Annotated in this window: 23 protein-coding genes; 16 read left to right on the forward strand and 7 right to left on the reverse strand. The window is 44.5% G+C overall.

Annotation, left to right across the window (positions count from 1 at the left end):
- Positions 1-14: 14 nt before the first annotated feature.
- Positions 15-674, forward strand: a complete 660-nt coding sequence (locus AACR11_RS22315; RefSeq protein ID WP_005447863.1) for an NADPH-dependent FMN reductase — start codon at positions 15-17, stop codon at positions 672-674.
- 111 nt (positions 675-785) lie between these two features.
- Here the strand turns inward: AACR11_RS22315 and grcA are convergent, their stop codons facing one another.
- Positions 786-1,163: an autonomous glycyl radical cofactor GrcA gene (gene grcA / locus AACR11_RS22320; RefSeq protein ID WP_005434930.1), complete on the reverse strand. Its 378-nt coding sequence runs from the start codon at positions 1,161-1,163 to the stop codon at positions 786-788.
- 326 nt (positions 1,164-1,489) lie between these two features.
- Between grcA and nfo the strand changes: the two genes are divergently transcribed.
- The 3 genes from nfo (at position 1,490) to AACR11_RS22335 (ending at position 4,157) form a co-directional block, all read left to right on the forward strand.
- On the forward strand, positions 1,490-2,377 hold the full coding sequence (nfo, locus tag AACR11_RS22325; protein ID WP_029789795.1) for a deoxyribonuclease IV: 888 nt from the start codon (positions 1,490-1,492) through the stop codon (positions 2,375-2,377).
- Between the two features lie 405 nt (positions 2,378-2,782).
- Positions 2,783-3,463: a uracil-DNA glycosylase gene (gene ung / locus AACR11_RS22330; RefSeq protein ID WP_029789796.1), complete on the forward strand. Its 681-nt coding sequence runs from the start codon at positions 2,783-2,785 to the stop codon at positions 3,461-3,463.
- Positions 3,464-3,605: 142 nt separating this feature from the next.
- A complete protein-coding gene (locus tag AACR11_RS22335; RefSeq protein ID WP_005447874.1) occupies positions 3,606-4,157 on the forward strand; it encodes a hemerythrin domain-containing protein in 552 nt (183 codons plus the stop codon).
- 229 nt (positions 4,158-4,386) lie between these two features.
- On the opposite strand, the gene AACR11_RS22340 is transcribed toward AACR11_RS22335, so the two are convergent.
- The gene (locus AACR11_RS22340; protein ID WP_005447876.1) at positions 4,387-4,572 is read right to left on the reverse strand and encodes a DUF3545 family protein; all 186 of its coding nucleotides are present in this window, start codon (positions 4,570-4,572) and stop codon (positions 4,387-4,389) included.
- 722 nt (positions 4,573-5,294) lie between these two features.
- Between AACR11_RS22340 and AACR11_RS22345 the strand changes: the two genes are divergently transcribed.
- The 3 genes from AACR11_RS22345 (at position 5,295) to AACR11_RS22355 (ending at position 8,462) form a co-directional block, all read left to right on the forward strand.
- Positions 5,295-6,731: an alanine/glycine:cation symporter family protein gene (locus tag AACR11_RS22345; RefSeq protein ID WP_005447878.1), complete on the forward strand. Its 1,437-nt coding sequence runs from the start codon at positions 5,295-5,297 to the stop codon at positions 6,729-6,731.
- Positions 6,732-6,848: 117 nt separating this feature from the next.
- Positions 6,849-7,625 carry a peroxide stress protein YaaA gene (gene yaaA / locus AACR11_RS22350; RefSeq protein WP_005447880.1) on the forward strand — a complete coding sequence of 259 codons (777 nt, stop codon included), beginning with the start codon at positions 6,849-6,851 and terminating at the stop codon, positions 7,623-7,625.
- 201 nt (positions 7,626-7,826) lie between these two features.
- A complete protein-coding gene (locus AACR11_RS22355; RefSeq protein WP_005447882.1) occupies positions 7,827-8,462 on the forward strand; it encodes an alternative oxidase in 636 nt (211 codons plus the stop codon).
- A gap of 60 nt (positions 8,463-8,522) precedes the next feature.
- Here the strand turns inward: AACR11_RS22355 and srmB are convergent, their stop codons facing one another.
- Together srmB and AACR11_RS22365 are read right to left on the reverse strand one after the other, a co-directional pair.
- A complete protein-coding gene (srmB, locus tag AACR11_RS22360; protein ID WP_005447883.1) occupies positions 8,523-9,746 on the reverse strand; it encodes an ATP-dependent RNA helicase SrmB in 1,224 nt (407 codons plus the stop codon).
- Between the two features lie 107 nt (positions 9,747-9,853).
- On the reverse strand, positions 9,854-10,573 hold the full coding sequence (locus tag AACR11_RS22365) for a tRNA1(Val) (adenine(37)-N6)-methyltransferase (protein ID WP_009700497.1): 720 nt from the start codon (positions 10,571-10,573) through the stop codon (positions 9,854-9,856).
- A 330-nt stretch (positions 10,574-10,903) separates the two neighbouring features.
- Between AACR11_RS22365 and brnQ the strand changes: the two genes are divergently transcribed.
- On the forward strand, positions 10,904-12,217 hold the full coding sequence (gene brnQ / locus AACR11_RS22370) for a branched-chain amino acid transport system II carrier protein (protein ID WP_029789797.1): 1,314 nt from the start codon (positions 10,904-10,906) through the stop codon (positions 12,215-12,217).
- Between the two features lie 92 nt (positions 12,218-12,309).
- On the opposite strand, the gene fldB is transcribed toward brnQ, so the two are convergent.
- Positions 12,310-12,828, reverse strand: a complete 519-nt coding sequence (gene fldB, locus AACR11_RS22375) for a flavodoxin FldB (protein ID WP_029789798.1) — start codon at positions 12,826-12,828, stop codon at positions 12,310-12,312.
- 158 nt (positions 12,829-12,986) lie between these two features.
- On the opposite strand from fldB, the gene xerD reads away from it, so the two are divergent.
- The 7 genes from xerD to AACR11_RS22410 all read left to right on the forward strand — a co-directional run bounded on the left by xerD (position 12,987) and on the right by AACR11_RS22410 (position 21,724).
- On the forward strand, positions 12,987-13,904 hold the full coding sequence (gene xerD / locus AACR11_RS22380) for a site-specific tyrosine recombinase XerD (protein WP_005447892.1): 918 nt from the start codon (positions 12,987-12,989) through the stop codon (positions 13,902-13,904).
- Between the two features lie 61 nt (positions 13,905-13,965).
- Positions 13,966-14,754 (forward strand): bifunctional protein-disulfide isomerase/oxidoreductase DsbC, encoded by a 789-nt coding sequence (gene dsbC / locus AACR11_RS22385; protein ID WP_026000319.1) that lies wholly within the window; start codon positions 13,966-13,968, stop codon positions 14,752-14,754.
- Positions 14,755-14,800: 46 nt separating this feature from the next.
- Positions 14,801-16,540 (forward strand): single-stranded-DNA-specific exonuclease RecJ, encoded by a 1,740-nt coding sequence (recJ, locus tag AACR11_RS22390; RefSeq protein ID WP_029789799.1) that lies wholly within the window; start codon positions 14,801-14,803, stop codon positions 16,538-16,540.
- A 173-nt stretch (positions 16,541-16,713) separates the two neighbouring features.
- Positions 16,714-17,812, forward strand: a protein-coding gene (prfB, locus tag AACR11_RS22395; protein ID WP_100208484.1) for a peptide chain release factor 2 whose coding sequence is annotated in 2 segments (ribosomal slippage) — positions 16,714-16,788 and positions 16,790-17,812 — 1,098 coding nt in all. Because the reading frame shifts where the segments join, the coding sequence is not laid out codon by codon here.
- Positions 17,813-17,846: 34 nt separating this feature from the next.
- A complete protein-coding gene (gene lysS / locus AACR11_RS22400; protein WP_005447896.1) occupies positions 17,847-19,364 on the forward strand; it encodes a lysine--tRNA ligase in 1,518 nt (505 codons plus the stop codon).
- A 246-nt stretch (positions 19,365-19,610) separates the two neighbouring features.
- Positions 19,611-20,945 (forward strand): cyclic-di-GMP-binding transcriptional regulator VpsR, encoded by a 1,335-nt coding sequence (gene vpsR / locus AACR11_RS22405; protein WP_029789800.1) that lies wholly within the window; start codon positions 19,611-19,613, stop codon positions 20,943-20,945.
- Between the two features lie 527 nt (positions 20,946-21,472).
- The gene (locus AACR11_RS22410) at positions 21,473-21,724 is read left to right on the forward strand and encodes a hypothetical protein (RefSeq protein ID WP_005447902.1); all 252 of its coding nucleotides are present in this window, start codon (positions 21,473-21,475) and stop codon (positions 21,722-21,724) included.
- A gap of 142 nt (positions 21,725-21,866) precedes the next feature.
- Here AACR11_RS22410 and AACR11_RS22415 read toward each other — a convergent pair whose 3' ends face one another.
- Positions 21,867-22,901 (reverse strand): NADP(H)-dependent aldo-keto reductase, encoded by a 1,035-nt coding sequence (locus tag AACR11_RS22415; RefSeq protein WP_005447904.1) that lies wholly within the window; start codon positions 22,899-22,901, stop codon positions 21,867-21,869.
- A 154-nt stretch (positions 22,902-23,055) separates the two neighbouring features.
- On the opposite strand from AACR11_RS22415, the gene AACR11_RS22420 reads away from it, so the two are divergent.
- Entirely contained in the window at positions 23,056-23,367 is a 312-nt protein-coding gene (locus AACR11_RS22420; RefSeq protein WP_005447906.1) for a DUF6482 family protein, read from the forward strand.
- A 139-nt stretch (positions 23,368-23,506) separates the two neighbouring features.
- Here the strand turns inward: AACR11_RS22420 and mutH are convergent, their stop codons facing one another.
- The gene (gene mutH, locus AACR11_RS22425) at positions 23,507-24,187 is read right to left on the reverse strand and encodes a DNA mismatch repair endonuclease MutH (protein WP_005447908.1); all 681 of its coding nucleotides are present in this window, start codon (positions 24,185-24,187) and stop codon (positions 23,507-23,509) included.
- Positions 24,188-24,667: the final 480 nt, after the last annotated feature.

The raw sequence follows: 24,667 nt of genomic DNA on the forward strand, positions 1-24,667 counted from the left end.
ATGGAAAGAGAAGCATGCATTTTTTGATTTTTCTTGGTTCAGTGAGAGACAGCACGCCACCACGACCAGCCCGTTTAGGAATGCGAGTCAGTAGAGCGTGTGAAAAACTTATCGCGAGTCAGCATTCACAACATACTGTCGAAATCATTGACCCATTGAACTATGACTTTGGTGATGTGTTTAAGCCCGAGTTTGCTTATCACCGCTCTAAAGTGCCGCAGCACCTAAGTGAGTTGGCAGACAAAATCAAACAGGCCGATGGGTATGTGATGGTTAGTCCGGAATACAACCATTCGATGAGCCCAGCTTTGGCAAACATGCTTAATCACTTTGGCAGTTCGCTGTTTTCCTATAAGCCAAGTGCTATCGTGACCTACTCTGCCGGGCAATGGGGTGGTGCTCGTGCTGCAGTGTCGATGCGTACTTTCTTATCCGAGTTGGGGTGCTTGCCAGTGTCGGCAATGATCCACATTCCGAAAGCACAAGAGGTATTTGATGAGCACGGTGTGGCTGCGAATGAGTCGGAGCAGGCACAGTGGGACAGTTATATGAATCGCACCCTGCATCAACTGATTTGGTGGGCAGAAGGGGCGTCACTGCAAAGAGATAGGCTTGATCCAACCTCGTTGGCACAAGCGTTTCAGAAAGATCCTTCGCAAAGAAATGCACCTTGAAGGCGAGTTGCTTTTTATTATCGGAAGGGTTTCGAAGGATCCAGAAACAAAAAAAGCTTGGTCATTGCTGACCAAGCTTTTTAAATTCTAGCAAACTAGTTTACTGAGAGATTATAGAGACTCAGTAAAAGTACGAGCGATTACGTCACGTTGCTGTTCTGGAGTTAGCGAGTTGAAACGTACTGCGTAACCAGAAACACGGATAGTTAGCTGTGGGTAGTTCTCTGGGTGTGCAACTGCATCTTCTAGAGTTTCACGTTTAAGAACGTTCACGTTTAGGTGTTGACCACCTTCGATGCGAGGAGCAGTTTCGATTGCTACTTCACGGCTTTCGTATTCACCTAGGTCGCTGATTGCGATAACTTGGTCTGCTTCGTAAGTTGATGCTGCAGCAACACAACGCGCTTCGTTCTTCTCGCTATCTAGTAGCCAGATTGAGTTTAGTAGTTCGTCGTTAGCTGCTTTAGTAATTTGGATACCTTGGATCATCACTATCTCCTAGACCACTTACGTGGTGATTATTGGTGTTAATTTTCGAATTTTTGTCGAGCTAAGTATTATATAGCCAATATCCATTATTTTAATATTGATTTAAGTCAAAAAACAACCAAAAACCTTAATTTTTTGAAGGTGATTTTCTTGAGTTAAATCAATAAAACGTTTGAAAACATACTATTTACAATTTATTTGATAATATAAAAAATATTTAAAAGTTAATTTTGTTGTAAATTTACTACAAAACGAGCTCAAAAATTAACCTTGGTAACGCAACTGCCTGTATTTAGGTAGTCATCCTGAAAGTCTAAAGTGATTAAATGACAAACATGAAAAACAAGTTTGGAAACAAATTTATTGGTGCTCACGTGTCCGCGGCTGGAGGAGTCGATCTAGCGCCTCTTCGTGCTCGTGAGATTGGTGCGAATGCGTTTGCTCTGTTTACTAAGAACCAGCGTCAATGGGTTGCTAAACCACTCGAAGAAAAAACCATTAGTGCATTCAAAGCAAACTGCAAAATGCTTGGCTTCGGCGCCGAACACATTCTGCCCCATGACTCTTATCTGATTAACTTGGGGGCGCCGGAAGAAGAAAAGCTGAATAAATCCCGCGCGGCATTTATTGACGAGATGGAGCGTTGTAACCAGTTAGGTTTAACCTTGCTCAACTTCCACCCTGGTAGCCACTTAAAGAAAGTGTCGGAACAGGCGTGTTTGTCGACGATCGCTGAGTCGATCAACCTCGCGCACAAAGCAGTGCCGAATGTGATCGCAGTGATTGAGAACACTGCAGGTCAGGGCACTAACTTGGGTTGGAAGTTTGAGCATCTTGCTGAAATCATCGATCAAGTAGAAGACAAAGAACGCGTTGGCGTGTGTCTTGATACTTGCCACACGTTTACTGCCGGTTACGATCTGCGTACCAAAGAGGATTGTGAGCATACCTTTGCCGAGTTCGATCGTATCGTAGGCATGCACTATTTAAGAGCAATGCATCTAAATGATTCAAAAGTCGAATTCGCTAGCAAGGTTGACCGTCACCACTCATTAGGCAAAGGCGAGATCGGCTGGAGCTGTTTTGAGTACATCGCTAAAGATCCACGCTTTGATGGTATCCCTCTGATATTAGAGACAATTGACCCAGATATCTGGCAGCAAGAAATCAACACTTTACGCCAATTCCATATGGAAGAAATGGTTAATTCCTAACGGGATGGCAAAGTTGGCATCCTTCTTTCTTAGCTAAAACCATTGAGCGGTTATGCGCTTGTTTTAAACGCCTGAACTCAACGTTGTAGTTAGGCGAAGCTAGTTAGGAGGATGACAATATGTCTCGACCAGTTTCTTTTATCCCAGCGACACACTCTCGACGAGTATTACGTTTACCTACTCCAAACCGCCATATCTCAGGACAAGGACACTTTCGAACGCCGCAGCGTAATTAGCGTCATCATTATTAGTATTGGTTACTTTGGTTTTAGCCAAACCAGCATGGATTAACACCAGCTGTCTGCGCGTCAGTTTTTGAAAAGCCGTCTCAAGCTGGTGGTAAGTTTTTGTTTGTTTGGGTTTCGCTCGTTAGAATAGAGGGAAACTTTAGGACAGGAACTTTCCATGAATCAGTTACCCACTTGGCACGATGTGATCGGCGAAGAAAAACAGCAGAGCTACTTTGTCGATACTTTGAATTTTGTTGAAGCAGAACGAGCGGCTGGCAAAGCCATTTATCCGCCAGCCAAAGACGTATTTAACGCTTTTCGTTTTACCGAGTTCAAAGACGTTAAGGTAGTGATTCTGGGGCAAGATCCTTACCACGGTCCTAATCAAGCGCATGGTTTGTGTTTCTCTGTGTTGCCCGGCATTAAAACGCCACCGTCTTTGGTGAATATGTACAAAGAGTTGGCGCAAGATATCGAAGGTTTTCAAATTCCTCAACATGGTTTTTTGCAAAGCTGGGCAGAGCAAGGTGTGTTGCTACTAAATACCGTATTGACGGTAGAGCAGGGCAAAGCACACTCGCACTCAAAAACGGGCTGGGAAACCTTTACTGACCGCGTAATTGAAGCGATTGACCAGCATCAACAGGGTGTGGTGTTCCTGCTGTGGGGCTCACACGCGCAGAAGAAAGGTCGCTTTATCGATCGTAACAAACACTATGTGTTAACGGCACCGCATCCATCACCGTTGTCTGCTCACCGAGGTTTCTTTGGTAGCAAACCATTTTCACAAGCGAACCAGATCCTCTCTCAGCAAGGCAAAGAGGTCATCAATTGGCACCTACCAATGGCGGTGTAAAGTGCACTTTCCTCTTATATAAGGAGAGAGCAATCAGTACAGCGATCGTGACATCACGATCGCTGTTTTTTTGAACACCGTCGAGTCAGGTTTTCGCTTTCTCATATACACTTATTAAAAGTAGGTGTTAAGGAGAGACGCTATGATGATCGAAAGAATTCGACGCGAACACGGCTATATGGTCCGTCTGCTGGCAATACTGCGCCACAAATTGAATGAGATTAAACAAGAACGCGCCATCAACTATGCGTTGGTGAGTGAGATCGTGGATTATCTTTCTAACCATTCAGAAAAAATTCACCATCCTAAAGAAGACATTCTCTATCGCTACTTCCTAGAGCATTATGGTCAGCAAAAGACCATGGAAAACTTGGAACAGGAACATCAAGATCTGGCGGACAAAACCAAAGCGTTTTCAATGTTGATTGAGATGATTTTGCAGGATGCTGTTGTCCCTCAAGATATGTTCGTTGCTCAGCTTGAAGACTTCATTGTGACGCAAAAGCGCCATCTGGAGCTAGAAGAGCGCCAAATCTTACCTCTAATTGAAGAGTTGTTCACTTCGCAAGACTGGCAATATGTTGAAAGCCTATGGCATGAGAACGAAGACGATCCTGTGTTTGGTAATACTATTGCAGATCGCTACAAGCAACTTGCTGATCGAGTGCGTCAGAACGACGCTGAGTTTGTCTAAAACATAAAAATGACGAAGTAATCGATTGCGTGTGCGTAGTTTGTTTCGTCATTTTCTTGTCTGATGGGAATTGTTTAGAAATTGTCTCGTTTAAAATATGAGTGAAAACTGAGGGAAATTCTCAATGGATAAGAATGGGCGTCATGCCAATAAAATCAGCATGAAAATCACCCACTTTTGTCCTCTCTATAAATGACAAAAGGCACCATTGAGGTGCCTTTTGTGCGAATTATAGTTTGATGTCATCCAGAGTGATGTCGTTGCAGACATCGAGTTCGCGCAGCTCTTTGAGCAAATTGCGTCTATCGTTCATTTCTTCGATTTCTCGCCACTTACGCTTCACTGGTTTTGAGCGAGACTTGGTTGTTGAGGTAGTATCCAGACCAAATAGGTCATCGAGTTGAAAGCCTTCCATAAGCCACCTTTACCTTTTTCTATCTAAACTGTTATATCCAGTCCTTGTGGAGCTTTTTAAGTACCACAATAGGCGTGAGAATAACCATGATATATTTCGCATTTGTGTCGGTAACATGACATTTTCGCGTAAAAATACTCACAGAATCACATTTTGCACATATCTGAAGTGGACAAAAAATAAGCGAACGAACTCACGAAAACGATTAAATGAAGAGATTTGGTATGTTAATTCGAAGGGCTCATTTTACTCAATTTTTGAATACTAAGGTTGCATAGCATCGCTTTGATTAAAATGTATCCAATCGTAACAAAGCAGAGTAAGAAATTTTTCTCAGATACCTTGTGATAACTAGCCTCATCAAAAATAAATGGTATTGCGTTTTGTTAATGATGGAAGGGCTATTTATGTTGAGATTTGATAAACAAGATGTTGCTGTTTGTGAGCATTAAGTTTTCCTTTTATGTTAACTTTTGGTGACTTTCTAGTGAAAAATAACAAGGTTATTTTACTTGTTGCATATTGATTTTTGCTTTTCGAGGCTGCATTATCCGCCCGTCAAAAAATACGCTGGTACGTAAAATGGATGCATGAAGCGACGTTTACGATTCTAGATTGCGCAATAAACATTACTCAAAAAGCTAAGCACACTTTGACACTTAGCAGGCAATCTGGTGGATGGCTTGGAAGCAAAGACCGGCGCAACTCACTTTGAGGTACACATGACAGACTTAATCAATTTGATGAACGATCTCCTTTGGGGTTCGATTCTGGTTTATCTTCTTGTTGGTGTAGGAATCTACTTCACCGTTCGATTGGGATTCATTCAATTCCGTCATTTCGGCCACATGTTCTCTGTTCTGAAGAACAGCCGTAAAGCAGACAAAGCTGGTATTTCTTCTTTCCAAGCGCTTTGTACTAGTCTTGCTGCACGTGTAGGTACAGGTAACATGGCGGGTGTTGCTGTTGCTTTGACAGCAGGTGGTCCTGGTGCAATCTTCTGGATGTGGTTGATTGCAATGCTTGGTATGGCGACGTCGTTTGCGGAAAGTACGCTAGCGCAGCTATACAAAACCAAAGATGATGATGGCAACTACCGCGGTGGTCCTGCTTACTACATGGAAAAAGGTTTGGGCATGCGCTGGATGGGCGTGCTGTTCTCGATTTTCCTAATCATCGCTTTTGGTTTGGTATTCAATGCCGTTCAAGCAAACTCAATTGCAAACGCAATGAGCACTGCATTTGGTTGGAATGACCTTTATGTTGGTATTGCTGTTGTAGCACTGTCAGCCGTCGTTATCTTTGGTGGTATTAAGCGTATTGCGAAAGTAGCTGAACTGATTGTTCCAGTGATGGCACTAGCATACTTACTACTAGCGTTGTTTGTGATGTTCTCTAACCTAGACAAACTACCAGATGTGCTAATGCTTATCTTCAAGAGCGCATTTGGTCTGCAAGAAGCAGCTGCGGGTGGTCTTGGTTACGCAATCGCACAAGCGATGATCAACGGTATCAAACGCGGTCTGTTCTCGAACGAAGCTGGTATGGGTTCTGCACCAAATGCAGCAGCATCTGCAACCCCTTATCCACCGCACCCTGCATCTCAAGGTTACGTTCAGATGCTAGGCGTATTCATGGATACGATTGTTATCTGTTCTGCGACAGTGGCTATCATCCTTATGTCAGGTGAGTACGTTGGTCAAGCAACGGAAGTGACCGGTATTGAGCTAACTCAGCGTGCATTGAGCTCACAAGTTGGTGATTGGGGCAGCATCTTTGTTGCTGTTGCGATCTTCTTCTTCGCATTTACTTCGATTATTGCGAACTACTCATACGCTGAAACGAACCTAATCTTCCTAGAGCACAACCACAAAGCAGGTCTAGGCATCTTCCGTATCATTGTATTGGGTATGGTTATGTTCGGTGCGCTAGCATCACTACCTGTGGTTTGGTCACTGGCTGACGTATCAATGGGTTTGATGGCGATAGTGAACTTGGTGGCGATTCTATTGCTATCTGGTATCGTGATTAAACTGGCGAAAGACTACAACCGCCAGCTAAGCGAAGGTAAAGTGCCGACGTTTGATGCAAATGACTTCCCTGAGCTGAAGTCTCAGCTAGAAGATGGCATTTGGGACAACACGAAAAAAGAAGACTAAGTGATGTTCACTGCCAATCATTGTTGAAAGCTATCAACACGATTCAAAAAGCCATGCAGACAATGCATGGCTTTTTTTGTACTCTAAATGGAAAATAGAATTAGGGAAGTTAAAGTCATGCTCATCGTAGTTTCTCCAGCTAAAACGCTCGATTACGAATCACCACTCGCGACCGAGAAGTTTACTCAACCTGACTTGGTTAGCTATTCAAAAGCGCTGATCGAGGTATGCCGTAAATTAACACCTGCCGATGTTGCATCACTGATGAAAGTGAGCGACAAAATCGCTGATTTGAACGTTGGCCGTTTCCAAGAGTGGAGTGAAACTTTCACCACAGATAATGCACGCCAAGCCATTTTGGCATTTAAAGGCGATGTGTACACAGGTCTTGAAGCGGAAACCCTTTCTGACGCTGATTTTGACTACGCTCAAGATCACCTAAGAATGCTATCTGGTCTATACGGTCTGCTTAAGCCACTCGATTTAATGCAGCCATACCGTCTTGAGATGGGTACTAAGCTGGCGAACGACAAGGGATCTAACCTTTACCAGTTCTGGGGTAATGTCATTACCGATAAGCTGAATGAAGCGATTGCTGCGCAAGGCGACAACGTATTGATTAACCTTGCATCAAATGAATATTTCAAAGCGGTGAAGCCAAAGAACTTGGATGCACAAGTGATCACGCCTATCTTCAAAGACTGTAAGAATGGTCAATATAAGGTGATCAGCTTTTACGCGAAGAAAGCGCGCGGCATGATGGCTCGCTACATCATCGAAAACCGTATCGAAAGTGTTGCTGACCTCACTAAGTTTGATGTTGCGGGTTACTACTTCGTTGAAGAAGAGTCGACACCAACAGACTTAGTTTTCAAACGAGAAGAGCAAAACTGATTGAAGTCAGTCAATCGCGAGTTGATGATTCAGCGAAATAAAGTACGCCAAAAAGCCGGATAGTTATCCGGCTTTTTTTATGCCTATTCGATCTGATCTTAATCGAATTTTTACATAAAAAGTTTATATCTTAAAAAATAGTTGAGTAATAAAGTTTAAAGTTGTATTTTAAATGCAACTTTTAAAATAAGGAGTTCTCCTATGTCAGACTTCAAGCTCACACACAAAAAAGCCTCTAAGTTATCGGAGTACGTTGCACTGCGTATTACCAAATTGCTGAAATTCACTCTGAACATCTTTTATGGCAAGAAATACGCGAAACGAGCGGTAATTCTCGAAACCATCGCAGCCGTGCCGGGCATGGTAGCTGGGATGTTCAATCACTTGAAAGCGCTACGCCGAATGAAAGATGATGAAGGCTGGATCCGAGAACTTCTCGATGAGGCTGAGAACGAGCGCATGCACCTGATGATTTTCCTCGATATTGCCAAGCCAAGTTTGGTTGAGCGTTTGTTGGTGTTGCTGGGACAAGGTGTTTTCATTGTTGTGTACAGCTTCATCTATCTGCTGTCTTCTAAAATCGCTCACCGTGTTGTTGGTTACTTCGAAGAAGAAGCGTGTAACAGCTACACTGAGTACCTAGAGAAAATTGATAGCGGGGAAGTGGAGAACGTACCAGCCCCGACTCTGGCGATTGATTACTACAAGCTGCCAACTGATGCGATGCTAAGAGATGTGATTTTGCGTATTCGAGAGGATGAAGCGGGGCACCGTGACCGTAACCATGGCTTCGCTGATGCCTATGAAGACAAAACCTTGCCTGCTCATCAACTATAGATGAAAAACAAAAAGAGCCGCGATTGCGGCTCTTTTAGATTTGAAATCAATCAGACGTGATTACTTCTTCTTAGCGGTTTTCTTTTTCGCTACTTTCTTCTTGTCGTCTTTTTTCTTTTTCTTCTTAAACACAGGCTTTTTGTGTTTAGGGCGCATCTCTTTCACGAAACGTTCTTTGATGTCTTCTTTCACGTAACGAGCAACGCGATCCATCATTGGTTGGTCGTGCGCTTCTACGATTGAGATAGCATTACCTTTCTTACCTGCACGAGCCGTACGACCAATGCGGTGAAGGTACACGTCTGCCGTGCGTGGCATATCGTAGTTGATTACGTGTGATACGTCAGGAAGGTCGATACCGCGTGCCGCTACGTCTGTCGCTAATAGCACGTTTACAGTGCCTTCACGGAAGCGAGAAATCGCGTTGTTACGACGATCTTGAGGCATTTCGCCTTGAATCCAAGAACATGGAATCTGTGCGCTCTCTAACTGGGCACGAAGCTCTGCTAAACGCTCGCGAGTCTTCAAGAATACGATAGTGCGTTCTGCTTGCTCTGTAATGATGTGTTTTAGTAGGGCAAGTTTATGCTCTGCGTCATCAGCACGATGGTACCACTGTGCGATCTTCTTACGCTCACGTAGTGGTGATTTTGCGTCGATCTCTGCTGGTTCGTTCAGTAGGTCTGCTGTGAAACCCTCTACGCCTTTGCCTTCTAGTGTTGCTGAGAACAGAAGGGTTTGTTTGCGCCAGCGACATTCGTTAGACAGACGGTCAACGGTTGGAGCAAAGCCCATGTCTAGCATGCGGTCTGCTTCATCAAGGATTAGCCATTCAATCGCACGACAGTCAAAACGTTCTGCGTCAATGTATTCACGTAGACGACCTGGTGTTGCTACCACGATATCTTGCGTCGTTGCTAGGATATCTGCGTGCTCTTGGTATTGAACACCACCAGTGATGGTGAAGATGTTTAGCTTGGTGTTTTTCGCTAAAGCACGAGCTTGATCCGCTACCTGCATCGCAAGTTCACGAGTTGGGGTTAGGATCAGAATACGTGCAGGTCCCGGTTTACGACGTGGGAAATCTTGCAGGTATTGCAGTGCTGGCAGGACGAATGCTGCCGTTTTACCAGTACCAGTTGGTGCTGACGCTAGAATGTCACGACCATCTAACGCTTGTGGAATCGCTTCTGCCTGAATTTTAGTTGGGCGTTCGTAGCCCATCTCGTCAATGGCTTCAAGTAGGTTTTGGTCTAGATCAAGTTCAGCAAAGGTTCTGATCACAATGAGTTCTCCACAAGCAAAGCTTGGTTAATGGTTCGCCACAGCAGCATAGAATATAAAAAGGTCGCACATTATAAAGTGATTGGTGACAAGGATCACATGTTATTTCACATCTTAAGATAAAACTCGCGAGTTAGCTGAGTAAAGTCGTCGCTATAACCCTCGTTTGAGTGAATGATCAAGTGCGTTTCTTGAGTATCACAAGCTTGTTTGGCTAATTCAAACAGTAAACGGTGGACTGGCTTTTTCTGTGATGGTTGCACGCGACAGATGCGCGATAAGAACCATCCTTGCTGTTTAGCCATGGCAATAAACAATTCGCCTTCTGTAATCGGCAGAACAAAACTGGCAGTACCGTCTTCTTCGAGTAGTTCATTACAGCGTTTAAGTAATGAAGCGTGTTGCAAAGTATCCGTGTGTCGAGCAGTTGCACGTTGGCTTTGCTTCGATTGCTCACCACTGTTGAAGTAGGGCGGATTACAGATGATGTGCTCGAAGCGATGTGTTGGTTCAAACTGCAATACATCAGCGTGGTGGATGTGAAGCCTGTCGGACCAAGAGGATAGGGTGAAGTTTTGCTGCGCTGCTTCTACCGCCGATGTTTCAATATCAAGAGCGGTGATCTGTGCGGCAGGAAATCGCTGTGCGCACATTAGTGCTAGCAAGCCCGTGCCTGTACCAATGTCCAAAATTTTACTCTGTGGTGAGCAATTTGCCCAAGCGCCAAGCATCACACCATCAGTGCTGACAGGCATGCCACTTTCACCGCCGTGAATCGAAAACTGCTTGAACTTGAAGTCCTTAGTCTGAAATTTTTCGCTCTTCATGATTGTTTTATTTTTGCTCAATAATAGAGTTAATTTCTCTATTGTTTCTTAATTGTATAGATTGTTATCTTGTTGGTTATTAAATTGTATTTCAATTTGATCGAGATAATGAACTGGTCTCAAATCTATAGGTAGTGATATTCACTGCTTTTAAGTTGACGAACTAAATTAATATGGTGTTTTTTTCTTAAAGGTTGCCAAATGATGGGTACTTCGTCATTATGCGGCGGAAATTTATAGATTGAACCACAGGTACTCATTCACTTTGGGTATACAAAAAAGTGGTCGATGCATACACAACATTCATCAATTAGAGAAAAAGGGTTATCTGTGAAGCAGACGTTAAAACTAACAGATATTATCGCAGTAGGCTTTATGCTATTTGCGTTCTTTTTGGGTGCTGGCAACATCATTTTCCCACCACTAGCGGGTCAGCTAGCCGGTGATCACCTGATGCCAGCAATGTTCGGTTTCTTGCTAACAGCGGTAGGTCTACCTCTTATTACTATCGTTGCTATTGCTGTGGCAGGCGGCTCTTGGGATCACTTGACTCAAGATCTTCCTAAGAAAGCAGCAGTGCTGATGGCGGCGTTGATCTTCATCATCATTGGTCCTGCATTTGCTGCACCTCGTACAGGTCTTGTAGCATATGAAATGGCAGTGAAACCATTCTTCCTAGATGCCTCTCAAGCGCATCTAACATCATTCTCAATCTTGTTCTTTGCGGTGGCTATGATCTTCGCTTGGTTCCAAGGTCGTTTGATTGATTTGATTGGTAAAGTGCTAACGCCAGTTCTGTTCCTTGGTCTTATCGTTCTTGCTATTGCGGTATTCATTGACCCACAAGGTGAAATGATGGGCGCGCACGGCGAGTACCTAACTCAACCATTGACTAAGGGCTTCCTTGAAGGCTACAACACCATGGATACGTTCGCATCGTTGATGTTCGGTATGCTAATGGTGGACGCACTTCGCAGTAAAGGCATCACTGAGCGTGCAGCAACGACAAAATACCTAATCTGTGCTGGCTGTATTGCCGCTGCAGGTCTTGCGTTCGTATACATCTCATTGTTCTACCTAGGTGCGACGAGTTCAACTATTGCAGCAGGCGCAGACAACGGTGGTGCTGTGCTGAGCCAATACGTTCAGGCGCTATTTGGTCCTTACGGTCAGATTGTACTTTCAATCATCGTATTGCTTGCATGTTTGACGACGGCTATCGGTCTTATCTCTGCATGTTCAGATTTCTTCAGCTCTAAAACGAAACTGACTTACAAGCAGTGGGTTATTATCAACGGTGCGGCTTGTGCACTGATTGCAAACATTGGTCTGTCTCAGCTAATTTCTCTATCAGTTCCGGTTCTGTTTGCGCTATACCCAGTAGCAGTAGCATTGGTTGCGCTAACGTTTGTACGTAGCAAGCTTCCAAACCCACGAGTGGCTTACCGCTCTGTACTGCTAGTATCACTGTTATTTGCATTGATTGATGCTGCGAAAGTTGCGGGTCTAGACGTGTCTGCATTCAACATGCTGCCGCTATTTGAAGTGGGCATGGGTTGGGTTCTACCAACATTTGCAGCGATTATTTGCATGTTCTTTATTGCTAAGTCCTCACAACCAGAGTTGACTGAAGAAACTGCATAATTGCTGACTAGCAAAACAAAAAAAGCCCGGTGAAGTGATTCGCCGGGCTTTTTGTTTATCTGTTGTCTAGCAAGTGCTGGATGCCGTATGACTTAAAGTGTGTCGTGGAACTCTACTAAGACTTGCTCACACCATTTCTCGATGCGCTCATCACTGAGTTCGTACTGGGAATCTTCATCCAACGCTAAGCCGACAAATTGACTGCCATCTTCTGTCAGTGCTTTTGATGCTTCGAACTCATAGCCTTCGTTTGGCCAGTAACCAATAAACTGCGCGCCCGTTGCTTTTAGCTCGTCATGCAGTAGACCCATCGCATCAAGGTACCACTCGCCGTAGCCTTCTTGGTCTCCCAAGCCGAATAAAGCTACGACTTTGCCTTTTAGCGGTGTGATTGCAATATCTTCCCAGATAGCGCTCCAGTCTTCTTGGATTTCACCGAAGTCCCAAGTAGAGATACCAATTAGCAGTAAATCGTAATCTGCCATCAGCGACAGCGGTGTCTCTTTCACGTTGTGAATGTCGACAAGGTCTTCACCAATGATATTGCGAATTTTCTCTGCTGCCATTTCTGTGTAGCAGGTTGTTGAGCCGTAAAAGAGTCCGATTTTCATTATATTCGTCGTTTTTTATGTTGCTGTTGTGGCAGATTCTAACCATAAATCGGGGAAGATTGCAGCGAATATCCCGCGGGAGATGATTTTTTTATGGTATTGGTTGAGCAGTTGCCTTACTCTCAATACTGTAAATATAAACAGATAAGGAAGCGTTCATGACGGCACAACAGCCTGTCAATCAACAAGATTTTGGTCTGGTTGAACAATTCTTAGATGCAATGTGGATGGAGCGTGGTCTATCGGAGAACACGTTGGCTTCCTACCGAAATGATTTAATGAAATTGCTCGCGTGGATGGAGCAACATAGCTACCGTCTAGATTTCATCAGTTTGTCTGGTCTGCAAGAGTATCAAAGTTACCTCGTTGATTTAGATTACAAGCAGACATCCCGTGCGCGTATGTTGTCAGCGATTCGTCGCTTGTTCCAATACATTCACCGTGAAAAAGTACGCGGCGATGATCCGAGTGCGCTGTTGGTCAGCCCAAAGTTGCCTCAGCGTCTGCCTAAAGACATCAGTGAAGAGCAAGTGGACGCACTGCTTGATGCGCCAGATCCTAATGATCCCGTTGAGCTGCGAGACAAAGCCATGCTTGAGCTACTCTACGCGACTGGGTTGCGTGTGACAGAGTTGGTCAGTCTGACAATGGAAAACGTCAGTTTGCGTCAAGGGGTAGTGCGCGTGACCGGTAAAGGTGGTAAAGAACGCCTCGTTCCTATGGGAGAAAACGCGGTCGATTGGATTGAAACTTTTATCCAGCAAGGTCGGTCTGCTCTATTGGGAGAGACTACGTCGGATGTGGTATTCCCAAGTAAACGTGCGAGACAAATGACCCGTCAGACCTTTTGGCACCGTATCAAGTACTACGCTGTGATAGCGGGTATTGATACCGACCAACTGTCTCCACACGTATTGCGCCATGCTTTTGCGACACACTTATTGAACTATGGCGCAGATCTCAGGGTCGTACAGATGCTGTTGGGGCATAGTGACTTATCGACAACGCAAATTTATACTCACGTGGCGACTGAACGATTGAAACAGATCCACAGTCAACACCACCCAAGAGCATAATGATGGTTTGGTTCATCCTTTGTCTCATTGGATGAAAAGATTTTATTTTAAGGTGAATTTAATGAGCGTATTACGCCGACTAACTCTGCTGACTTTACCGTTTTTCGTAACCGCTTGTGGTGCTGAAGAAAGTCAGGCAAAAACGGAAACTCCTGCACAACAAGTCGCGCCAGCGGCAAAACAGAACTTTGATGAAGCTGCGCTAAAAGCGAAGTTCTCTAAGCTGGGTGTGTCTATTCTTGATATCCAACCATCAGACGTTGCTGGACTATTAGAAATCCAAACCAATGGTGGTGTGTTGTTCGCATCAAACGATGGTAACCACTTTATTGCCGGTACACTTTACGCCATTGATGATAACGGCGGCTACAAAGACGTGATTGCTGAGCGTCAAGCACCATTGAACGCAGAGAAAATCGCGAAGTTATCTGATAGCGTGATTGAATACAAAGCGGACAACGAGAAGTATGTGGTGACGGTATTTACCGATATCACGTGTGGTTACTGTGTACGTCTACACAGCCAGATGCAAGGTTACAACGACTTGGGTATTACTGTTCGTTACATGGCGTACCCTCGTCAAGGTGCAACAGGTCCAGTTGCTGAACAAATGGCGACAATTTGGTGTGCAGAAGATCCGAAATCAGCAATGCACAATGCAAAAGTTGAGCGCACTTTCGACAATCCAGCGAAAGATCTAAAACAGTGCAAAGAAACCATTCAAGCGCACTACAACCTAGGTCGTGAACTTGGTATTTCTGGTACGCCAGCAATCTTCCTACCAAGTGGTGAACTCGTAGGCGGTTACCTTCCACCGGCTGAACTACTAAAACGCTTAGAGCAACAATAATCCTTTAAGGAGCAGAGCCTGCGGTATTCGTTGGCTCTTTTCAAACATGATAGAAATTCAACGACGTCCTGAACCGGATCTTTCTCTTCTTCCCGATTCCATTCCACCTATTCTCAAGCGCATCTACATTAACCGTGGTATCACAGATGTAGCACAGTTAGAGACTTCTGCTCGTGGCTTACATTCTTACCAACAGTTGGGTGGCATTGACCAGGCGGTTGAGTTGTTGTTCCAAGCCATTAATGAGCAAAAGCGCATTATTGTCGTTGGCGATTTTGATGCCGATGGCGCGACTAGCTCGGCGTTGTCAGTGCTTGCCCTACGTATGCTTGGCAGTAATAACGTGGACTACTTGGTGCCGAACCGCTTTGAAGATGGCTACGGCCTCAGTCCTGAAGTCGTGGACCAGGCGTTAGAGCTGGGTGCTGAGATGATTATGACGGTAGACAACGGTGTGTCGTCGATTGAAGGGGTTCGCTACGCCAAAGAAAACGGCATTACTGTACTGGTTACTGACCATCACTTACCAGGGCAAGAGCTGCCGAATGTGGATGCCATGGTGAACCCGAACCTCGACAGCTGTGCTTTCCCATCGAAAGCATTGGCAGGGGTTGGCGTTGCTTTCTATTTGATGATGGCGCTTTGTGTGTATATGCGTAAACAAAATTGGTTCGTGCAGCAAGGCATGCAAGAGCCTAAGTTGATGGAGTTGATCGACTTGGTTGCTCTCGGCACCGTCGCCGACGTTGTACCGCTGGATGAAAATAACCGCATTCTTGTACACCAAGGCTTGCAGCGTATTCGTGCAGGCAAAGCACGCCCGGGAATTCAAGCTCTGATTGAAGTCGCGAAGCGAGATGCTCGTCGTTTGGTAGCATCTGATTTTGGCTTTGCACTTGGTCCTCGTATTAATGCCGCAGGTCGTTTGGATGACATGTCTTTCGGTGTTGAACTACTGATGTGTAACAACATCCATGCGGCGCGTCGTATGGCGAGTGAGTTGGATGGTTTGAACCAAACCCGTAAAGAGATTGAAGAAGGGATGAAGCAAGAAGCGATGGCTTTTTGTGAGCGTCTTCAATTTGGTGAAAACAGTGAATTGCCTTACGGTTTAGCACTGTTCCAACGTGATTGGCACCAAGGCGTTATCGGTATTCTTGCTTCGCGCATTAAAGAGAAGTTCCATCGTCCTGTTATCGCCTTTGCCGATGGCGGAGAGGGGACAATTAAAGGTTCTTGTCGCTCTATTCCGGGGCTACACATGCGTGACGCGCTGGATTTCATCGATACGCAAAACCCAGGCTTGATCATCAAATTTGGTGGACACGCGATGGCGGCAGGCTTGACCATCAAAGAACAAGACTTCGAGCGCTTTAGCCGTTTGTTTGATGAAGTCGTGAAGAAAGAACTGGACGAAGCGGCGCTGAAAGGTGTGGTAATGTCGGACGGCGAGCTTAAACCCGAAGAGTTCTCGATGAATGTTGCTGAACAATTGCGCTCAGGTGGTCCTTTTGGGCAAGCGTTCCCAGAACCTATCTTTGATGGTGAGTTCAAAGTATTGCACCAGAAACTGGTCGGTGAGAAGCACCTTAAGCTGATGCTAGAACCACTTTTCAAAGGCCATCCAACAAACGTCATGATCGATGGTATTGCATTTAATGTTGACTTGCGTCGTTGGCCGGATGCATCAGTGAAAACAGTACGCCTCGCGTATAAGTTGGATGTGAATGAGTTTCGCGGCAATCAATCATTACAGTTAATGATTGACCACATTGAAGCTAAGTAGGACCTAGAAAGTCACTTCTTTTAGAGTACGGTCGCCTTTTTGTGGGGCAAAAATTTTATGACCGTGCTCTCTCTAATTGCAATCTGATTTCCCAGCCGAAATTTTCCTGTATCTCGGTCACATTTTTGAGTAGAATTTCTCGGTTAAATTCTATTCTAAAATGTTGAGCCAACATGTTTGAAATCAATCCAATTAAAAACCGTCTACAGGACGTGTCTGAGCGCACGAATGTCCTGAGGGGGTATCTTTGACTATGACGCTAAGAAAGAGCGTCTAGAAGAAGTCAACGCAGAACTTGAACAACCAGATGTATGGAACGAGCCAGAACGTGCACAAGCACTAGGTAAAGAGCGTGCATCTCTTGAAGCGGTTGTTGAAACTATCGATCAACTAGAGCAAGGTGTAGAGGACGTTGAAGGTCTTCTTGAGCTTGCGGTTGAAGAAGAAGATCAAGAAACGTTTGACGAAATCGAACCAGAACTTGCTGAGTTGGAAGAGAAGCTAGAACAGCTTGAATTCCGTCGTATGTTCTCTGGTGACCATGACAGCTCTGATTGCTACATTGATTTGCAAGCTGGCTCAGGTGGTACAGAGGCACAAGACTGGACCAACATGATGCTACGTATGTACCTACGTTGGGCTGAAGCAAAAGGCTTCAAATCTGAGGTGATCGAAGTATCGGAAGGCGAAGTTGCGGGTCTTAAGGGCGCAACAGTGAAGATCTCTGGTGAGTACGCTTACGGCTGGCTACGCACAGAAACAGGCGTTCACCGCCTAGTTCGTAAATCGCCATTCGATTCAGGCGGTCGTCGTCATACTTCATTTGCTTCTGCGTTTATCTACCCAGAGATTGATGAAAACATTGATATCGACATTAACCCATCTGACCTACGTATCGACGTTTACCGTGCGTCAGGTGCTGGTGGTCAGCACGTAAACACCACCGAATCTGCGGTTCGTATTACACACGTACCAACGAACACAGTGGTTCAGTGTCAGAATGACCGTTCTCAACATAAGAACAAAGATCAGGCAATGAAACAGCTTCGAGCGAAGCTATTTGAGCTTGAATTGCAAAAGCAAAACGCGGAAAAACAAGCTAATGAAGACGCTAAGTCTGACATTGGCTGGGGTAGCCAGATCCGTTCTTACGTATTGGATGACTCACGCATTAAAGACCTCCGTACGGGCGTTGAAAACCGTAATACTCAAGCGGTTCTTGATGGCGATCTGGACAAATTTATTGAAGCTAGCCTGAAATCAGGTCTATAAAGCTTTTCACCGACAAAAACAGGATACATCGAAAATGACTGATGCTGTTCAAAACGAAACTGTACAAGAAGAAAACAAGCTAATTGCTGAACGCCGCGCTAAACTGGATGAAATCCGAAAGAGCTGCAAAGCAAATGGCCACCCAAACGACTTCCGTCGTGACGCACTAGCGGGCGACCTTCAAAAAGAGTTCGGTGAAAAGACGAAGGAAGAGCTAGAAGAGCTTAACCACGTAGTTGCAATTGCTGGTCGTATCATGGCTAAGCGTGGTCCATTCCTAGTAATCCAAGAGACTTCTGGTCGTATTCAAGCTTACGCTGACAAAGCGGTTCAAAAAGTACTAAAAGACAAATACCAAGGTCTTGATATCGGTGACATCATCGGTGTTAAAGGTGCGCTGCACAAATCAGGTAAAGGCGACCTATACGTGAACATGGAAGAGTACGAGTTGCTAACTAAAGCACTTCGTCCACTACCAGAGAAGTTCCACGGTCTAACTGACCAAGAGATGCGTTACCGTCAACGTTACGTTGACCTAATCGTTAACGAAGATTCTCGTCAAGCGTTCGTAGTACGTTCTAAAGTAATGTCTGCAATCCGTAACTTCATGATCTCTAAACAGTTCATGGAAGTTGAAACGCCAATGATGCACGTTATCCCTGGCGGTGCGAGTGCGCGTCCATTTATCACGCACCACAACGCACTAGACATGCCAATGTACCTACGTATCGCGCCTGAGCTATACCTGAAACGTCTAGTTGTTGGTGGTTTTGATCGCGTATTCGAAATCAACCGTAACTTCCGTAACGAAGGTCTTTCTCCACGTCACAACCCAGAATTCACAATGATGGAATTCTACATGGCGTACGCGGATTACAAAGATCTTATGGACCTAACTGAAGAACTACTAAGCTCAGTCGCTCTAGAAGTTCTAGGTTCAACGTCAATGCCTTACGGTGATGACACGGTTGAGTTTGGTGGCACTTACACTCGTATGAGCATGTTTGAAGCAATCAAGCACTACAACCCAGACCACGCACAAATCCAGGCGCTAACAGAAGAAGACATTCAAAACCGTGACCTAATGGTTTCTATCGCGAAATCAGTGCACGTTGAAGTCGAACCTTTCTGGACATGTGGTCAGCTTCTTGAAGAAATCTTCGGTGAAACTGCAGAACCTAAGCTAATGCAGCCAACGTTCATCACTGGCTACCCAGCGGACATCTCTCCTCTGGCTCGTCGTAGCGATGACAACCCATTCTTCACAGACCGCTTTGAGTTCTTCATCGGTGGTCGTGAAGTAGCAAACGGCTTCTCTGAGCTTAACGATGCAGAAGACCAAGACGCGCGTTTCAAAGCACAGGTGGAAGCGAAAGAGTCTGGTGATGACGAAGCAATGTTCTACGATGCAGACTACATCACTGCACTAGAGCACGGTCTACCACCAACAGCAGGTCAAGGTATCGGTATCGACCGCCTAGTTATGCTGCTGACTAACACGCACACTATCCGTGACGTGATCCTATTCCCAGCGATGCGCCCACAAGCGTAATCTCCTCGCTGAGTAATGAAAAAACCACCTTCGGGTGGTTTTTTTGTATCTTTAATTTGAATAAATTCAAATATTTGCATTTGATTGTATATAAGAGGTCTAAATAAGCATTCGCCAAATCTCAATCTGTTGCATAGTCTTAATATTGAGACAGACTTCAGCGCGCGTAGTCTCGATAATGTTACCCGTTCGCAAAGATGGGTTTGTGGCGCGAAATTTCTATGAACAATCAATAAGGGTTAGAGAATGGCTGGGCAGTTTAAGATGGATTCCATTCCGGGATCGCTTGTAGTAGTTGGCGGTACTTATGAACCTTGGCTTTCGGTGCTAGAGCAAGTGGGATGGAAATGTCACCAAGTGGGTGATTTACGTAAAGCCAACACATTGTTAGAAGATATTGGTCCATGTATTGGTATAGTTGACCTTAGCCATGACGAGTTCAGTCTTAATGGTTTGGCGAACTTAGTGAGTTCTCACAAGCACGTTCGTTGGTTAGCATTCATCCGTGAATCTCAACTCGGAACTGATACCATCTGTCAGTTCATTGTGAACTTCTGTATCGACTTTTTCACGGCACCAATCCCTGATGCACAGCTATTGAGTACCATTGGTCACCAACTTGGTATGTTGAAGCTAGAGAAAAAAGTATGGCCAAGCTTTGGTAGCAGCTTAGACATGGGGCTGATCGGCGAATCTATCCCAATGAAACGTCTACGTGACCAAGTGAAACGTATCGGTCCAACCGATGTAAGTATTCTAATCTATGGTGAAAGCGGTACAGGTAAAGAAGCTGTTGCACGTGCGATTCATAAAGTATCCTCACGTTCTCACAAGCCATTCCTATCAATTAACTGTCGCGCGCTTAACGAGCAACGCTTCCAAGCCGAAGTCTTTGGCATTGATGCTGATGACTATATGGAAGCAAGTCTGCTTGAGCAGGCTGATGGTGGTACCGTGCTTTTCAACGATATCTTGACCATCTCTAAAGAACAGCAGATGAACCTTCTGCGTTTCTTGCAAGAAGGCACGATTGAAACTCGTGATGGTGCGAAAAATGTTAACGTTCGTATTCTTGCTGCTAACTCTTCTGATGTTGAAAAAGCACTGATTGATGGTGACTTCAATGAAGAGCTTTACCATTACATCAATGTGCTTCGCATTAATGTGCCAAGCTTGAAAGAACGCGCAAGTGATATCGCACTATTAGCGCGCTTCTACCTACAAGAGTTCTCAAAAGAATATAACTCGCAGGCGAAAAGCTTTTCTGAAGATGCGCTGAAAGCACTGACACGTTACTTCTGGCCAGGTAACGTGCGTGAGTTGATGAACCAAGTCAAACGCGCTGTACTGATGTCGGATAGCGTAATGATTGAAGAACATCATCTTGATCTTCCGCAACGCAATGATTCTAAACGTAGCTTGAAGTCAATTCGTGAAAAGAGTGAGCGTGATGCATTGCTTGTTGTGTTGGAATCACATTCCGGTCAGGTATCGAACGCAGCGAAAGAGCTTGGCGTATCGCGCGCAACCATGTATCGACTATTGAACAAGCATAATTTGATTTCAGAGCAGACGGTTTAATCTAATTTGAATCAGTAAGTGCTGACGAAACAACTTATCCCAAAAAGGAGTGCATATGCGCTCCTTTTTTGTGAATAGAATTCGGTTATTTATAAAACTCGATATTTTATATATTCCTTAGTTGAATATGTTATTCAAAAAACCATATGAAACCTAATTTTAGGTCATTGGTTTGTTTTTAATCGAAAGGATAAAAATTGTTTGATAAATATCCTCCGTTGCTTACAATTTAGCCGTAACTCAAAGAGTTATACCACATCAATCACGGATTAATTTTTAGCTAGGAGGCGCAAGATGAAACATTACGTTGTTAACACCACTGCTTGCGCTGATCGTATGCCTGCTGTTCGCTCAACCTTTGATGCGACTAAACAGGATGCCACTGGCTCATTAGATTAAATTAATCCGTAACCTATCTCTTTTACTAGGCTGCGGAAAAGTAGCGGCTTAGTCTCAACAGAATTTTTCTGTCCAATTACGCACTATTTTTCCCAGTCGATCCTTTATCGCAATTTGGAGAATAAGTTATGCGTCACTCTATCTATCTGAAACTAGCAACTGTGCTATTGAAAGCAGATCTAAAACGTGAAGAAAAACAATGGCAACGTATGGTTCGTCGTAGCTCACATGATATTCCATGGACTAACGAACACTTGCTAAAAGATATTGGCTTAGATAAAGACGGCCGCTCAACTCGAACTAGCGTCCCAGACGCCGTAAAAGTTGATCGTCGAGTTCGCCATCTTCGCCGAGTTTTAACTTCGCGAATACTGACGTAATCAAAAGCCCAAATTGAACTTTCCTTAATGTACTTGGTTCAATTTGGGCTTGATAGAAACAAAACAGGCTGACCATTATGGTCAGCCCGTTTTGTTTTTAGTGTCCGTTACTTTAGTGTGTTGGTCACGTCAACATGAAGTCTTACGGACAAGGGTTTGAGTAAGTGGTGCCAATCGCTTGGATGTCATTGAGTAACGCTTCACTGAGGTGAACATCGATACTGTCGATATTGGATTTAAGTTGTTCTAGGTTAGTAGCGCCAATGATATTAGAACCCACAAATGGTCGCTGATTGACGAAGGCAAGTGCCATTTGCGAAGGATCCAAACCATGGTCACGAGCTAGATTGACGTATGCTTCTGTTGCTTTCACGCCTTGTGGAGTGAAGTAACGAGCAAAGCGTTCCCAAATAGTGCACCGGGCACCTTCTGGCTTCGCATCGTTGAGGTATTTACCGCTTAAACAACCAAAGGCTAGAGGTGAGTAAGCAAGTAGCTGAACGCCTTCATAATGGCTGATTTCAGACAAACCAACTTCAAAGCTGCGGTTCAACAAGTTATATGGGTTTTGGATTGAAACTATTCTAGGCAGATCGTGTTTTTCTGCTAAACGCAGCAGTGACATCACACCCCATGGGGTTTCGTTCGATACACCTATGTAACGTACCTTGCCTGCTTTAACTAGTTCGGTCAGTGCTTCAAGTGTTTCGATCAGTGTGACTTCTTCTTGCTTATCTGGGTAAGGGTAGTTGAGTTGACCAAAGCAGTTGGTTTGGCGTTGTGGCCAGTGCAATTGGTATAGATCGACATAATCGGTTTGTAGACGCTTGAGACTGTCATCGATAGCGGTATGAATATGGCGACGATTCAGACTCATGTTCTCTCGAATATAAGGCACGTTGCGTGGACCAGCGACTTTCGTTGCCAATACTACTTTTTCGCGCTTGCCACTTTTCGCTAACCAATTTCCAATATATTGCTCAGTGAGTCCTTGTGTTTCTGCTTTTGGTGGAACGGGATACATCTCTGCAGTATCAATAAAGTTCACGCCACGGTCGAGGGCGAAGTCGAGTTGTTGAAACGCTTCTTGTTCGGTGTTTTGCTCACCAAACGTCATAGTGCCAAGGCAGATCTTACTGATCTCGAGTGATGAGTGCGGTAGTTTTGTATATTGCATTTCACGTCCTTGAAGAATTACCGACTGAATAAGTCATTCCAATATAGGGGATTTTTAGTCGCTGTCGCAAATGATTTAACTTTCGCTTTGTAGTTAACTCGAAAGTTATCAATACGGTAACTAGACTTAAAAGATCTTGTGAAGGAGGTGCATTATGCAGAAGCATCAACTCGACATGTGGTTGCATGGCCACCACAAAGACTCCTACAAAACACCGAAGGTCTTTGTGATAGGTTGTTCTGATGTCTCTGACTATCTATTAGCAGTGGAGTACAAACACCAACTTGAGCCGATCAAAGATGGCGAAGATCCGATTCACTTTGGATCGTTAGACTTGGTGAAAGAAGAACTGCTTAGGTTGGGGATTGATAAAGCTTATTTAAGACTGCACAACGCGTACGATGAATTTGGTAGCGATGGCGCAGCTTCATATTGTGATATTGAATTGTCACTGGTAACGCACTAGGGGCAGTTGATCTTTTGAGCTGATTTTTGCAGTACTTTGTGGGAAATTTCTACAAGGCAGAGGCTTTGAAGCGTAGCTAGCCTACATGAGAAGTCGATAACGCTGTAGAAATGAACCGCAAAAGACCAACAGAACCTAGTTACTCGGATTGAGCGTTGATATAGTGCTTCAGTAGGATCTGCTCAGTAAACTGTGTTCTGAGGTAGAATCCGCGAGGCAGGGTTTTGATCGGTTTACCATTTGAACTGTATGCTTCTGTTAAAGCTTTTGCGTTTGCAGCTTTCGGTCGTAAGTGCAGTGCCTCTCCGTGTCTGGCGGAAATTTGATCAAACTTACCTAACACGATCATTTCCATCAGCTCTTCCCAATCGTTTTTTAGGACTAGCTCCTCTTCCTGGTCTGGTGACCAAATCAATGGACTGCCAACTCGTCGCTCTGCTAAAGGAATTTCGCGCTCGCCTTCCACGGGAACCCAAAGTACGCGGGAAAGTTTGTTGCGTACGTGACTGGTTTCCCATGTTAAGCCTTGTACACCAGTCAATGGTGCTACAGAGACAAAAGTGGTTTCTAATGGCTTACCAGAATAACTGATCGGAATGCTTTTTAGTTCGATCCCAAGTTTAGCGAAATCTTGTTGCGGCTTACTACCCGAAGGCGCACCCAAATGCCATTCAAGCAATTGACCAACCCAACCTTTGTCGCGTTTCAAGTTCTCTGGAACGGTCATGCCAGCCTCTTCGGCAAGCTCAGCAAAGCTTAAGCCAGCAATGTCGTGCGCGCGTTCCATCAGTTCAGCTTCGGATTGTGGTTCTGGTTTCATAATGACAAGGTGGTATTGGAAAACATCTAGTCTAACAAATTTGAATAAAATCCTCTGTCTAAGATTTCATCGAGCTGGATTAAGAATGATCAATTCATAACTTATCCACAGATTAGGAAGTGACCAATAGGATCTCTAGCTGAGCTGGATGAATAAACAGGGGTTTAGGTAGCGATTGAGACTTGCTTTTATTGAGATGCCATGAAGTCCTACCTGTCGAATGTGGATAAATAACCGATTGTGCGATCTTTGACCGATCTGTGTTTGATGAAAAGATCATCAAGGCAAATAAGATCAATAAATCATCAATATTGCTTTTTATTCTTTTTAATCATTTAGTTATCTATTTTTGGTTGAGCCTTTATAAATGTCGACAATAATGGTTTTGAACAAAATTCTTTGTTGATAGCGTTTTCTTCACAAAGTTATTCACAGAAAAGGTGAATAAATGTGGGCTATGTCTCAAACTTGTGTTGATAA

The organism is Vibrio sp. L85, assembly GCF_963871815.1.
Classification (GTDB): domain Bacteria; phylum Pseudomonadota; class Gammaproteobacteria; order Enterobacterales; family Vibrionaceae; genus Vibrio; species Vibrio harveyi.

Bases quoted from the DNA above. Each gene is read 5' to 3' on its own strand.
- grcA (WP_005434930.1), bottom strand. From the start codon at position 1,163: ATGATCCAAGGTATCCAAATTACTAAAGCAGCTAACGACGAACTACTA.
- AACR11_RS22335 (WP_005447874.1), top strand. From the start codon at position 3,606: ATGATGATCGAAAGAATTCGACGCGAACACGGCTATATGGTCCGTCTG.
- AACR11_RS22415 (WP_005447904.1), bottom strand. From the start codon at position 22,901: ATGCAATATACAAAACTACCGCACTCATCACTCGAGATCAGTAAGATC.
- recJ (WP_029789799.1), top strand. From the start codon at position 14,801: ATGATAGAAATTCAACGACGTCCTGAACCGGATCTTTCTCTTCTTCCC.
- ung (WP_029789796.1), top strand. From the start codon at position 2,783: ATGAATCAGTTACCCACTTGGCACGATGTGATCGGCGAAGAAAAACAG.
- AACR11_RS22420 (WP_005447906.1), top strand. From the start codon at position 23,056: ATGCAGAAGCATCAACTCGACATGTGGTTGCATGGCCACCACAAAGAC.
- vpsR (WP_029789800.1), top strand. From the start codon at position 19,611: ATGGCTGGGCAGTTTAAGATGGATTCCATTCCGGGATCGCTTGTAGTA.
- mutH (WP_005447908.1), bottom strand. From the start codon at position 24,187: ATGAAACCAGAACCACAATCCGAAGCTGAACTGATGGAACGCGCGCAC.
- AACR11_RS22355 (WP_005447882.1), top strand. From the start codon at position 7,827: ATGTCAGACTTCAAGCTCACACACAAAAAAGCCTCTAAGTTATCGGAG.
- AACR11_RS22410 (WP_005447902.1), top strand. From the start codon at position 21,473: ATGCGTCACTCTATCTATCTGAAACTAGCAACTGTGCTATTGAAAGCA.
- xerD (WP_005447892.1), top strand. From the start codon at position 12,987: ATGACGGCACAACAGCCTGTCAATCAACAAGATTTTGGTCTGGTTGAA.
- nfo (WP_029789795.1), top strand. From the start codon at position 1,490: ATGACAAACATGAAAAACAAGTTTGGAAACAAATTTATTGGTGCTCAC.
- AACR11_RS22340 (WP_005447876.1), bottom strand. From the start codon at position 4,572: ATGGAAGGCTTTCAACTCGATGACCTATTTGGTCTGGATACTACCTCA.
- yaaA (WP_005447880.1), top strand. From the start codon at position 6,849: ATGCTCATCGTAGTTTCTCCAGCTAAAACGCTCGATTACGAATCACCA.
- AACR11_RS22345 (WP_005447878.1), top strand. From the start codon at position 5,295: ATGACAGACTTAATCAATTTGATGAACGATCTCCTTTGGGGTTCGATT.
- lysS (WP_005447896.1), top strand. From the start codon at position 17,847: ATGACTGATGCTGTTCAAAACGAAACTGTACAAGAAGAAAACAAGCTA.
- fldB (WP_029789798.1), bottom strand. From the start codon at position 12,828: ATGAAAATCGGACTCTTTTACGGCTCAACAACCTGCTACACAGAAATG.
- AACR11_RS22315 (WP_005447863.1), top strand. From the start codon at position 15: ATGCATTTTTTGATTTTTCTTGGTTCAGTGAGAGACAGCACGCCACCA.
- AACR11_RS22365 (WP_009700497.1), bottom strand. From the start codon at position 10,573: ATGAAGAGCGAAAAATTTCAGACTAAGGACTTCAAGTTCAAGCAGTTT.
- dsbC (WP_026000319.1), top strand. From the start codon at position 13,966: ATGAGCGTATTACGCCGACTAACTCTGCTGACTTTACCGTTTTTCGTA.